At 40.5% G+C, this 12,016-nt stretch carries 12 protein-coding genes; 4 read left to right on the forward strand and 8 right to left on the reverse strand.

The features are described from left to right. Window positions 1-77: 77 nt before the first annotated feature. The 4 genes from ACZ444_RS12385 to ACZ444_RS12400 all read right to left on the reverse strand — a co-directional run bounded on the left by ACZ444_RS12385 (window position 78) and on the right by ACZ444_RS12400 (window position 3,053). Window positions 78-470: a disulfide bond formation protein DsbD gene (locus ACZ444_RS12385; protein WP_382358725.1), complete on the reverse strand. Its 393-nt coding sequence runs from the start codon at window positions 468-470 to the stop codon at window positions 78-80. A 55-nt stretch (window positions 471-525) separates the two neighbouring features. After that, window positions 526-825: a hypothetical protein gene (locus ACZ444_RS12390; RefSeq protein WP_382358726.1), complete on the reverse strand. Its 300-nt coding sequence runs from the start codon at window positions 823-825 to the stop codon at window positions 526-528. A 731-nt stretch (window positions 826-1,556) separates the two neighbouring features. After that, the gene (locus ACZ444_RS12395) at window positions 1,557-2,264 is read right to left on the reverse strand and encodes an AAA family ATPase (protein WP_382358727.1); all 708 of its coding nucleotides are present in this window, start codon (window positions 2,262-2,264) and stop codon (window positions 1,557-1,559) included. A 3-nt stretch (window positions 2,265-2,267) separates the two neighbouring features. Continuing rightward, complete coding sequence (locus ACZ444_RS12400; protein WP_464433340.1) at window positions 2,268-3,053, reverse strand: hypothetical protein; 786 nt, start codon at window positions 3,051-3,053, stop codon at window positions 2,268-2,270. Window positions 3,054-3,409: 356 nt separating this feature from the next. On the opposite strand from ACZ444_RS12400, the gene ACZ444_RS12405 reads away from it, so the two are divergent. After that, entirely contained in the window at window positions 3,410-3,466 is a 57-nt protein-coding gene (locus ACZ444_RS12405) for a putative holin-like toxin (protein WP_464433837.1), read from the forward strand. Window positions 3,467-3,714: 248 nt separating this feature from the next. Here ACZ444_RS12405 and ACZ444_RS12410 read toward each other — a convergent pair whose 3' ends face one another. Continuing rightward, window positions 3,715-4,428 (reverse strand): EcsC family protein, encoded by a 714-nt coding sequence (locus ACZ444_RS12410; protein ID WP_382358729.1) that lies wholly within the window; start codon window positions 4,426-4,428, stop codon window positions 3,715-3,717. Window positions 4,429-4,674: 246 nt separating this feature from the next. Between ACZ444_RS12410 and ACZ444_RS12415 the strand changes: the two genes are divergently transcribed. Both ACZ444_RS12415 and ACZ444_RS12420 read left to right on the forward strand, forming a co-directional pair. Next, window positions 4,675-5,874, forward strand: coding sequence for a site-2 protease family protein (locus ACZ444_RS12415; RefSeq protein ID WP_382358730.1), 1,200 nt, complete (start codon window positions 4,675-4,677; stop codon window positions 5,872-5,874). Between the two features lie 144 nt (window positions 5,875-6,018). Further along, window positions 6,019-7,344: a cyclic 2,3-diphosphoglycerate synthase gene (locus ACZ444_RS12420; protein WP_382358731.1), complete on the forward strand. Its 1,326-nt coding sequence runs from the start codon at window positions 6,019-6,021 to the stop codon at window positions 7,342-7,344. Here the strand turns inward: ACZ444_RS12420 and ACZ444_RS12425 are convergent. Then, window positions 7,281-7,682 carry a hydantoinase B/oxoprolinase family protein gene (locus ACZ444_RS12425; protein ID WP_382358738.1) on the reverse strand — a complete coding sequence of 134 codons (402 nt, stop codon included), beginning with the start codon at window positions 7,680-7,682 and terminating at the stop codon, window positions 7,281-7,283. The genes ACZ444_RS12420 and ACZ444_RS12425 overlap by 64 nt on opposite strands. A 141-nt stretch (window positions 7,683-7,823) precedes the next feature. Between ACZ444_RS12425 and ACZ444_RS12430 the strand changes: the two genes are divergently transcribed. Then, complete coding sequence (locus ACZ444_RS12430) at window positions 7,824-7,880, forward strand: putative holin-like toxin (protein ID WP_464433837.1); 57 nt, start codon at window positions 7,824-7,826, stop codon at window positions 7,878-7,880. 691 nt (window positions 7,881-8,571) lie between these two features. Here ACZ444_RS12430 and ACZ444_RS12435 read toward each other — a convergent pair. Next, complete coding sequence (locus ACZ444_RS12435; protein ID WP_382358732.1) at window positions 8,572-10,191, reverse strand: amidohydrolase; 1,620 nt, start codon at window positions 10,189-10,191, stop codon at window positions 8,572-8,574. A gap of 36 nt (window positions 10,192-10,227) precedes the next feature. Beyond that, the gene (locus ACZ444_RS12440) at window positions 10,228-11,637 is read right to left on the reverse strand and encodes a sodium/glutamate symporter (protein ID WP_382358733.1); all 1,410 of its coding nucleotides are present in this window, start codon (window positions 11,635-11,637) and stop codon (window positions 10,228-10,230) included. Between the last annotated feature and the right edge of the window lie 379 nt (window positions 11,638-12,016).

Consider the following 12,016-nt stretch of genomic DNA (forward strand, 5'->3'; position numbering starts at 1 on the left):
GCCCCTTTCGTAATCAGTACTCATTAGTCTTTACCACATCGCAAAAATCATCAAACAAAGGACCATTGCTGGCAAACTCATGATTTATGAGACTCTAAATGATTGGAGACTTTGTAAATGATGCTGCCAAATAGAAACATTGCAGGCGTTAACGAAAGGATAGTAGCGATTATCAGGCTGATCGTCTTGATAACGCCTGTTAAATGCAGCATATCGTTAATAATATAGTTCCCTAATTGAATTAAGCCAAACGCAACAGCCACTGATACCACTAATGCAAATAAGATTAAAGCGGCTTGCGAGAATGACAGCTTCCCTAGTTTTTTAATGCTGCCATCACTGATTGAAAAACTTATATAAGATAATGCAAGTAACAATGAATACAAGCCTGAATAGCCCATGATGATCCAGAAAACGCCTATTGCTATAAGAAACATCCAGCCGGCTGTATTAAACAGCTTTTGACTCACTTTAATGTTCACCTTTCCAGTCCTTTCTTAATCTGTTTTGAGAACGTTTGAGGCTTCAATAACCCATTTGATCTAATCCGATTGCTATAATAATCATAATCGCACCAATGCCAGCTAAGATACCTGAGACTATCCCAGCTGCAGCCCCGAACCACGGGGTAACGATAGCTGCCAGTATGGCTATAACGCCAATCATAATCAAGAGCACACCAACCCTGTTTCCCAGCCTTGTTTTATTAACCGGCTCCCACATTTGCGTGACATCTGCAAGAAAGGAAAATACCTTTTTTGCCTGGACCATATAGCCGGCCCAAATTAAAAATGCACCTATAAGTATACCAATAAATAAATTCATATTTGCTTTCACTCCCATTTTACTGCTAATCAATATGGTTATAAATACCAACTTTATTTTAACATAATTCAAACATTTTGTATTAAAAGCTAAAAAGTTCTTCAGTCATAACAAATAAAGTATAATAGACTGGCTTCGCATGAGGGATCTGGCAGCACTGCCGATCTGCCGTTAGTCTTCGATTGGGAGACTTCCCAGGGAGGGAGGCGCTTGCCGATGGACATTGTTAGTGCGCTAACGCTGATGATATCCTTCGGGATGCTGATAGCGTTTATCGTTTCTAATAATAACCATAAAAAATAACCCCTCATGCACTCTAACAGGTAAGTGAGGGATTATTGTCCTGAGCTGCCAACCCCTCTTGTGGGGTTCAGTTTATAATGACCGTTCCATGTAACCGCATGGGTGGTCTTTTTTAGTGTATGCTCTTCTATATATAGAATACGCCATTTTGGATAGCAAGTAAACATCCAAAACCGTGCCATAGCGGAGGTTAAACGTTGCCGATTTATGAATGTCATGCGTCTATTTTACTGATTGACCATAAATCATTCAGGCTTTTAACTGTTTCAAGTTAAACCAATAGATAATACAACAGCTATAAAAATAAAAGCGCAATAACCTTTTAAAATTTTTCACATAGCAAGTTCTACTAAACACGACATCTTTCGTTAAATGAATATGTTTCGACGGATACCAACAATAGCATTACCCGAACACAGCCCTCTATTTCATACCGTATCCAAAAAGTTCTGAAAGGCTGTGTCTGGATTTTCTGCATTATATTCCTTCAAGAAAGATGAATAGTCACCAGTAAATGCGATCCTTCCTTCATGCAGAAAATTCATTTGGCAAGACGTATGGGCCAGCTCATGCAAAATATGGGTAGACATCAGAACATGACTCTTTTCCTGGGCAGCCAAATGTTCGAGTGAACGCATAACCATGGATCTCATAGCGGGATCCAGATCTGTTGTGGGTTCATCAAATATGTAAAGTTTCCTATCAAGCGCGGCGATCGCTCTGATCATTATCCACCTGCGTTCACCGCCGGACATATCACCAAACTTTGTATTCCGCAACCGGACCATCATGTCAAGCTCTCTCGGAAACAATTGATCCAAAAACTTCTTTTCCAGACTTCGAAAGGGTTCGCGGGGATTATCAGATTTCAGAATAAGCCGCAGAAGATCTTTTCCTTGTACATAAGATGATAAAGAATTTCCCTGAAGTTGATAGACAATCTCGTTCTTTTGAAATGGACTTTTAAAATCTGAAACATCATGCAAACCACTAATGATATCCAGAAGCGTTGTTTTACCAGCTCCGTTTGTGCCAATAAGCACATTCAATTTGCCTGGATGTAACGTTAAAGCTGCATTATCCAACAGTGGTTCCTTCTGTTGTTTATATTGAAAGTTGATCGGCCCTAATTTCATACTTTACCTTCCTTTTTTTGAAATAATGCTCATCTCTTGACAGGATATGCTTCCCACTAAAAGATAAACCGCCAGCGGCAATACAGAAAAACCGATGAGGATACTTCCAGCACCGCTCAGCATGCTGTGGATCGATTCAGCGCTTGTGACAATAACTTGAGCAGGATTCAGGAAGTCGTTCAAATAAACAAAATAATCCATAACTGTGCCGGTATCAATCTTTAACCCTATCAAACTTACCAAAAACAGGACTATAAAAGTTAGTATCGGACCGATGCTATTGGATCTTATCGGCATTGCAGCAATAAGTACAATGAAAAAATAAATTGGAATGACTACCGGAATAAGTATTAGCAAACTAGTGACGAGCAAGCTGGCTATCGGCTGCTCTTGAAACAGACCGATGAAGACCGTAAATAATATTAGATTCACCCACAAAAAAAGACACTGGGACAGAATTCTGCCAAGTATGATAGGGAATTTGCTTCCGGTTATATACGTATACATTTTCAAAAAGTTTTGATCCCGCATAAAGAGTAAATCGATTCCGATACCTTGAATACCGGTTATGAGAATGATATAACTCCAGTAAAATAAAACGTCATAACTAAAAGCTTCATAAGTCATGTTGGTTCGTTCATTGAAATCATTTATGATAAGAAAAATAATAGGAGCGCCTAATGACCATATGTAAGAAATTTTATTATAGAAAATTTCTTTATTAAAAATTTTAAAGTACTCAAAGCTTCTAAGAATCGTTGAAATGCCACCCCATACCCAATTACTCAATAAATTCATCCCTTTTTAGTAATATTCGGAAATTATAAAATGCAATATACTTAGTTTAGTATAAAAATCAACGCAAGAAAATAACAAATAATTAATGGACGAAGCCGTGCCAGGTACATGAACAATTCAGAAAAATCATAGTAGTGTATGTACCTGGCACCCTGTGCTCATCACTCTGCAGCCCTTCCATTTCTTTTAATGTTTGCATAATAATGTATGCATAATCAGTGATGGTATTATATTCTATTAGAAATATGTTATTGTAAAGTGCGTGTCATAAGGCTTTCTTAGGGTGGCTCACCCCTTTTATAAAGGGGGGGTGATCGAATATGACAGTTTTTCAGAGCCTGATTCTCATGATTTCTTTTGGAAGTCTGATTGTGGCGATTCTGTCATTTTCAAATAAAAAATAACCACCCTATCTTAGCCTGACAAGCATCTAGGATGGTTATTTATTCCTATCAATGTGAGTCACCCTGTGAAGGGTTGTGACACACGGCCGTCCATGTATCCGCATGGGCGGTCTTTATTATATTATACTCTTCTATATATAGTATACGCCATTTTTTATAGCAAGTAAACATCCAAAACCGTGCCAGGTACATAAAATATTCATAAAAATCACAATAGTGTATGTACCTGGCACCCTTGCCAAACGCGCCTACAACATGCGCTCTAAATAGCGTATCCTGTAAGCATTTTTGGCGGTTTCACCCAGCTGGTCCAGTAAATTGTGGTTGGCATAGGCTCCGAACACGGCGCCAAAACCTGGCACTAACTGCAGCAATTTGATAATATCCATATAATCCCGGTATTCCTGCTGAAACACGTGCCAATCCATATCTAAAAGCCCATTTTTTTGGTTTTCCCAATCGATTATAATCCGGTATGTTTCTCGGCGCTTCTCATCACTCGAAAAAGCAAGCTGGAAGACGTGCAGCAGAAATAGCCGCTCTTCATAACTTTTTGTTTCTACCCCATAGATGCTGGCTGCCTCAAATAAAAATTTCATCTTAATCTGCAGAAGCATCGGAAAGTCTGCAAGGCCTAAGAAGAATCCACCTGTACCTGTCCCAGCACCTTCTGCCGTGGCCGTTCGCCGGTAAGCAGTCAACTTTTCGTCTAAAAGCCGGTCCCTTTCATACAAGGAATGCTCGCTCGGGTAATGACTTGTCGTTGTTAAGTCCGAACCGAACAAGGTGGCTTTCACCATTTGCTTAATGCTTGTTGTAATGATCGCATGTGCTTTATCAGGTATTTTGCTGTTTATTTTATTCTGTGTTTTTTTAGACAGCCGTTTGAACCAGCTGGAACGCCTGAAAATCTTCGTCTCCCATTCGTACAGTTCCTGCTGAACCAATGCTTCATAGTCCATGTTAAAACCTCCAGCATGGGAATCAAAAGACCCTCGCCATAAACCTTCATATTGAAATAAGTTCCGATTAATCTTAGCACACTATCATTAGCAGATGTAATGATCCAGGAAAACGTGACATCTTATTTTTGATTGCTGTCTTTGTTAATTGTTGCGAACTAATCCGGATCGTGCCAGACACCAGCTATCTGGGTAATCCCACTCTCCCAGTCCTTCGCTGAATATGGTAAAATGGATAGAAATTGGATGCGTTTAGAAAGGTTGGCTATTATGGCAACGAATACAAACAACAATACCAAGCGAGGCTTATGGGGATGGCTCGCAGTCATCGGGGTGTTTCTTGCGGCGAAACTGAAATGGGTGCTTGCGCTGTTTAAAATCGGCAAGTTTGCAACGCTTGCGTCGATGTTCGTTTCATTGGGCGGATATGCTCTGTTTTTTGGCTGGAAGTTCGCGTTCGCTATCGTCTATCTTATTTTTGTCCACGAAATGGGGCATCTCATTGCGGCCAAGCTGCGGAACATTCCGACCAGTCCGGCCGTTTTCATTCCGTTTTTGGGCGCCGCTATCGGCATCGATCCGAAAAAAATCAAGGATGCGGAAACGGAATTTTTTGTGGCGTATGGAGGCCCGCTGGCGGGATTCATTTCTATTATGCCAGCCGTCGCCCTGTATTTGATGACACAAGAGCCTTACTGGGGCCTGGTCATACAGCTCGGTGCGCTTATTAATCTGTTTAATCTCTTTCCTGTTTCACCGCTTGACGGCGGACGGATCGTGACCGTTCTGTCAACAAAAATATGGCTTATCGGGCTTTTGGCGATGATTCCAGTTATGTTCCTGTCGCCGGATCCGATTATCATGTTGATTTTCATTTTTGGTATTTTCACATGGTGGGAACGTTATAAAGACAATGCACGCATCGAGATCCTGCGCCATGAAGAAACTGTACGGTCCAAATGGAACGACGCCTTGAAGCGTATCGCTCCGGATGAATCGCAAGACGCGTCGCATGCAGAGCAAGATCCGCTCCAGGCGCGTGCTTTAAAAAACCAAATCGCGAGCAGGCTCGATACCATCAATGCTCACCTTTCGAATGAGTCGGGAAAGGCTATCCCGATCATTCAGGAAACTAAGCGCAATGATCTTAAAAAGCTTCGAACGGAAAAAAACATATTGCAAGGTTTGTTCAGTAACGTCAAAAACTATGAAATGGCCTTTTATGAAAACACGCCGCTTGATAAGGATTTGACTAACGTCATCCGTGAAAACGAAAAAAAGCTGGCGCCAATTCGACAAGAAATCAACCAAGCCAAAGCCTATTACAAAACGTCTACCAGCACAAAAATCCGCGCCTTGTCCCTGTATCTCGGCCTGGCCATTGTATTGGCACTGCTGCTCGTGTACGGGATGAATATATTGGAGGCAAGTAACATTAGACAGTAGATCAGGGGCCTCTCGATTAAGGTGAATCGTTTTTGAAAATTGATATTTGCCAACTTTTCATTGCAAAATAGTCCTATTTGATTTAAAATACAGAAAATAAAAACAATTAAGACGCTCAATGACAATCATTGGAGGCTTGTATCTATGACAACCAAAAACGTTATTATTATAGGTGCGGCGGGGAGAGATTTCCATAACTTTAATACCTATTACCGGGACAATGAAGCATACCGGGTTGTTGCGTTTACAGCAGCACAAATACCCGATATTGACGGGCGCCGGTATCCCCCTGAATTGGCAGGCAGCCTGTATCCGGAAGGCATTCCTATCTATTCGCAGGATCAATTGCCTGACTTGGTTCGGACCTATGAAGTGGATGAGTGCGTGTTCGCCTACAGTGACATTCGCTACGACGATGTGATGAGCATCAGTGCCATGGTGAATGCGGCAGGAGCCGACTTCAAACTGCTCGGCCCGAACAGTACGATGCTCACAAGCCAAAAGCCAGTTATTTCAGTTTGTGCGGTCAGAACCGGAACCGGTAAAAGCCAGACATCACGGAAAATCATCGAAACACTGATGGCGCATGGCTTAAACGTCGTTGCTGTGAGACACCCCATGCCATATGGTGATTTGAACGCCCAGCGTGTTCAGCGATTTGCAACAGTTGACGATTTGAACAAACATCAATGTACGATTGAAGAAATGGAAGAATATGAACCCCATGTCGCAAGAGGCAATATTGTGTATGCCGGCGTGGATTATGAAAAAATATTAAAAGCAGCCGAAAACGACCCGGATGGCTGTGATGTGATTTTATGGGACGGCGGCAATAATGACTTTTCTTTCATTGAGCCAGACCTAGCTGTAACGGTTCTCGATCCGCATCGCCCGGGGCACGAACTGGCCTATTACCCCGGCGAAGTATGTTTAAGAACAGCCGATGTAGCCATTATTAACAAAGTCGACAGTGCGCCAGAAGAATCTGTTCGTACCGTGGAAAACAATATCAAACAAACCAACCCCGGGAGCACGATCATCCAAGCCGAATCTGCCATCACCGTCGATCATCCCGAACGCATCACCGGCAAACGCGTCCTCATCGTGGAAGACGGCCCAACATTGACACACGGCGAAATGAAAATCGGTGCCGGTTCTGTAGCAGCTGAGCGTCTGGAAGCCCAGGAAATCGTCGATCCGCGTCCATTTGCAGCCGGAACTCTGCTAGAGACATTCAAGCAATACCAGCATATCGGCAACGTCCTGCCAGCGATGGGCTACGGCGAGCAACAATTGCAGGACCTTCAAGATACGATCAATAACGCTGACTGCGATGCCGTCATCATCGGCACACCCATCGATCTGACGCGCGTTATAGCGATTGATAAACCATGTACACGCGTGCACTATGATTTAAACGAAGTCAGTGGTCCGAGTTTGGATGATATTTTGGGGGATTTTATAGGATAGGTGATTGTATTTTGGTTAGGCGGAGGTGGAAAAAAGCTTTGGTGATCACCAAAGCTTTTTTCCGTTTTACGGGGTTGTCTCAGGGGTGGATCACCATAGCCGCCACCTGTTGCCATCATTAATTTCAGCACATCACCTTTTTGTAAAACATAGCGCGGATACACACCATGTGGTCCATCTATTTCACTGTTAGCTTTATGGATATTAAACTCGTTTACTGAGCCCTCTAAACTACCATTTGCTCCCCATAATCTATACTTGTTACATCCAAATGTAAGCGTGGCTTCTTGTCCGTCTGTAAGGGCACGGCACGACCTTATAACGCCTTTGCCCCCTATCTTATCACCTTTTCACAATTTTTTATCATCTGCTAGAAATATGTTATTATAAATTGAGTGTCATAAGGTTTTTCTTAGGGTGGCTCACCCCTTTTGTAAAGGGGGTGATCGAATATGACAGTTTTTCAAAGCCTCCTTCTCATGATTTCCTTTGGAAGTCTGATTGTGGCGATACTGTCTTTTTCTAATAAAAAATAACCACCCTATATTAGCCTGACAAGCATTTAGGGTGGTTTTTGCCTATTAAATGTGAGTCACCCTTTGGAGGGTTATGACACGTGACCGTCCATGTATCAGCATGGGCGGTATTTATTATTGTATGTTAATTTATATATAGTATACCTCATTTTCTGCAGAAAATAAACATGTTTGTTTTTCTCGACCTTAGCAGGCACCGAAGTTAAGGGGCTCGGACAAAACGTATTCATTCAGTTCAAAATGCGAACAATGTTGAAGCGACATGACCGCTGAGGGAAAATGCTGCGCTTTCCGGGGAGGCGGCTGGCAAGCCTCCTCGGCCTATTGGCCTGCGGGGTCTTCCCTATGCCTTTGCTCCCCTAGGCGTCTTCGCATTTTCCCTTCGCTCCATTTAGTGACTAAATTAAACCGAACTCATTCACTTTGATAAGCGATATTTGTTCGGGTTTGTTTTGTTGGGCATCGTTTTGTCCCAGCCTCTTCATATATAAACTATGATTTTTTTTAATAGACTAAAATATTTGTGAGCGTAACATAGTTTGTGTAAACGGATATGATGAAATGGTGGTCATAGAAAAAGGAAGACCCTTTCCTGTAGAATAGAGTTAGCCACAAAATACCCACAGGAGGTCTTCCCTATAATTTATAGTTGTATATTTGATCGGATACCGCTATTGTCAGAAATCTATTTCTACTCAGTAAGTACAGATTCTGATTTGTAAATAGTTTTTCCTTCCTTTATAGTTTCTTCAATTTGTATTTCATTTATTTTCATCTTATCCATTTTTAATGGATTCTTATCTAGTATAACTAAATCTGCAAACTTTCCCTCTTTTATACTACCTTTTTGGTCTTCTTCAAAGTATGAATAGGCTGCATTAATTGTAGCGGCCTTCAAACCTTCGTAAACGGTTACACATTCCTCAGAACCAATATTAGTGCCCTTCCTCGTGAGCCGATTAACGCCACACCATATGGCATCAAGCATATCCGGTTTCACTATCGGCGAGTCCTGGTGGAAATTAACCATAAGCCCTTTACGAAAGGCTGACTCGGCAGGACTGATCAAACTTCCGCGTTTTCGCCCCAGGTTTTTTAAATGAACATCACCCCAATAATATGTGTGAGACACAAATATAGATGGTATCATCGATAATTCAGCCATTTTATCTAATTGGTCATTTCGAACCGTTTGGCAGTGGATCATAACCGGACGCAAACGTTGCTTATCGGGATTGTCTGATTCCTGCAATGCCGATTCGTAATTTCTTAAAAGCTGTCCGGAAGCAGCATCACCATTACAGTGCGTAAGAAGTTGCATCCCATCATTAATGGCCCTAGACACATATTCTTTCACTTGTTCATCCTGGTATCTGGGATAGCCGCAGTAGCTTTCCTCACCTTCATATGGTTCAGTCAGCCATGCTGTTCTACCTTGTGGTGAACCATCCAAAAACATTTTGTATCCACCAATCTTAAGACTATTGTGATATTTTTTAACATATTCTTCATTGTTTTTAATGTCTTCCGGATTTTCAGCTACTAATGGATACGCTACCACATCTAATTTTAGTCTTTCTTGATCAGCTACAGCTTTTAAAAGTTCAAGTGTCTCGTGCGATGTTGCACCGTCTTGGGCTGTAGTGATTCCATTTCTTATATAAATCTCCTGGCCTTTATTAAATGCTTCTAGTTGGTCCATTCCCATATCCGATGGCAGACTGCTTTGTATGGACATAAAATTACCTTCTTCCAAGTAACCATCAGGTTTTCCTGTTTCCTCTTTTCTTCCAATATGGCCTCCTTCCATATCAGGAGTATTTTCGTCAATTCCAGCCATTTTTAAAGCAGCATCATTCACACAACCCATGTGACCAGACGCATGAAAAATAACTATCGGATTGTCCGCGGATACTTGATTTAACACATCCTTTTTTGGATGCTCCCTTTCTTTTAAGATATTGTGATCATAACCAAAACCTATAATGTAATCTTCTTTTCCTGCGCCATTATTCTGCATATACAATTTAAGTGTCTGTATTATTTCATTGAAAGTTTTACACGTGCTTAAATCAGCCATAGACGCTATCTGACCAACCATTGAAATATGACTATGGGGATCAACAAAACCTGGCATTAATGTGTTTCCTTTTAAATCAATCTTTTCAATACTTGAATCATTCATCATGTCCTGAAACTCTGTCAGACGGCCAACCTTTTTAACAATATCGTTCTCTGTCAACACTGCTTCTGCAGCATCATCTGCCTTCTCCATGGTAATAATGTCTCCACCATAATATAATTTTCTCATTTAAAATATCCCCTTTCTTTTAACATTTATTTAGAGTTACTTAGCAGCAAATGTGTCTATCTCTTCGTTTTCGTCTTCAGATTCCGGTTTTGTTTTCCAAGTATATGTTTTTTTGCCCAATGACTTTAAAAATTTCAACAATATCAAGTAGACAGGTACCGGTGCCAAAATCAATAATATCCCGATATTCCAAGAAAATGTACCGGACGATATGGCAAATATCGAAAGAACTGTCAGAAATGAGGGCATCATAGCAAGGTTCATTAAGCCTAATTCAATCGCCGCAGTCGTTTTAAATGTTGGATCAATAATCCTTATAAGCGCGAGACCACTGTGTACCTGACCAGTGGTTGCCCCAAATAAACCAAGAGTCCTTTCAAAGTCATTACGCCCTCCTATTCTTTGACCAAAAAAGATACATATTGCAAGAACAAAGATAGATACTACAATGGATGTTATAATAATTGGAATCATCCAGTTGCCCACGAGACTCAATGGGACACCCATAAATGATGAAACAACTAAATAATCAGTTGCCCAGCCGGTGATTTTAGATTGAAAAGTGTTATCAAGCATATAGTCAATTCCCAATTTTTTCAGAATAAATTTCATCAAATAACCTGAAAACATACCGTAAACAAACAGCAAACCAGAAAAGGTAGAACCTATAGCCGGAATATATGAAACAGCCTCTGATATTAACAGGGCCATTATCAGACAGAGGCCAATAATCGCGAAATGAAATGTCATCGTATCAATATTGCCACTAAACATTGTTTCCTTTCCCAGTTCCTCTCTTTTTTCCTCCTTCGTATAAAATCCTCTTTTAATAAAATCTGCAATTTTGGCCGAACCAAGGTTCTTCGCCATTCCCTTTTTGATTCCTAATCTGGCCAGTGGTACCCCTATAACAAAGCAAATGATAAACCCGATTGCAGCAAAAGTAATACCTACTGTAGCAGCATTTTCAATCCCGTATTGCTGCTCCATAACCGTACCAAAAGTCGAAGCCTGACCTGGTCCCTGCGTAAAAGCAAAAGGAATGATCAGACCATAGATTGGATTCATTCCAAAAAAACCACCAATACCCATAATGACAAGTGCTCCAACCAATGGTGTCAGCGCATACAGTATGTTCCAAATCAATCCTAATCCTATTGCTCCCTTAGCAATATTTTTTCCACCAGATTTTTCTGACTCTGATTCATTATTACTTGTCAAAGTTAGTGAAATGAACATGATCGCAAATAAGTAGTTAACTATATTGATATACATATTTGAGTCGGTCGATGTAATAAAACCAGTATTCATAACAATAAATCCCAATATACCAGCAATAATACTCGTAGGGACCAGCATATTTCTGATAAATGGGACCTTTACCCGAATGACTAAACCAATACACAGCATAATACTTGCCAGCCCAAAGGCCACTACAACACTCATAAAACCTCCCTTTCAGATTTAACCACAAGGACCCAACCATTTCCGTGGTTTAATGTTTCGTCCACGTAATGTAATCGCTTACAAAATTTTGCTGACCATAAAATTTAGAAAGAGCTGATCTTAGAATAAAGTTTGCTACATTTGAACCATTGATTTGATTTCAAGATACATACGATCTTTTGATCAAAAAGGACTAATTATTCTTTATAACAACTATTCAGATTCAAAGAATTTGTAGCCTCCTCTTTAAAATTTGATAGTATCTTCAATTATTTATCTTAATTTTCATTATATTATAAATTCGTTGATATACAACAGTGTTTAGTTAATTTATTTATTTTAAGATTTTATAAGTGAATCAATTTCATAATTGCTCTTA

The sequence above is a fragment of the Lentibacillus kimchii genome (assembly GCF_055381965.1).

Excerpts from the sequence above, each read along its gene's own strand:
- ACZ444_RS12390 (WP_382358726.1), bottom strand. The coding sequence starts at position 825 with ATGAATTTATTTATTGGTATACTTATAGGTGCATTTTTAATTTGGGCC.
- ACZ444_RS12395 (WP_382358727.1), bottom strand. The coding sequence starts at position 2,264 with ATGAAATTAGGGCCGATCAACTTTCAATATAAACAACAGAAGGAACCA.
- ACZ444_RS12410 (WP_382358729.1), bottom strand. The coding sequence starts at position 4,428 with ATGGACTATGAAGCATTGGTTCAGCAGGAACTGTACGAATGGGAGACG.
- ACZ444_RS12415 (WP_382358730.1), top strand. The coding sequence starts at position 4,675 with ATGCGTTTAGAAAGGTTGGCTATTATGGCAACGAATACAAACAACAAT.
- ACZ444_RS12420 (WP_382358731.1), top strand. The coding sequence starts at position 6,019 with ATGACAACCAAAAACGTTATTATTATAGGTGCGGCGGGGAGAGATTTC.
- ACZ444_RS12435 (WP_382358732.1), bottom strand. The coding sequence starts at position 10,191 with ATGAGAAAATTATATTATGGTGGAGACATTATTACCATGGAGAAGGCA.
- ACZ444_RS12440 (WP_382358733.1), bottom strand. The coding sequence starts at position 11,637 with ATGAGTGTTGTAGTGGCCTTTGGGCTGGCAAGTATTATGCTGTGTATT.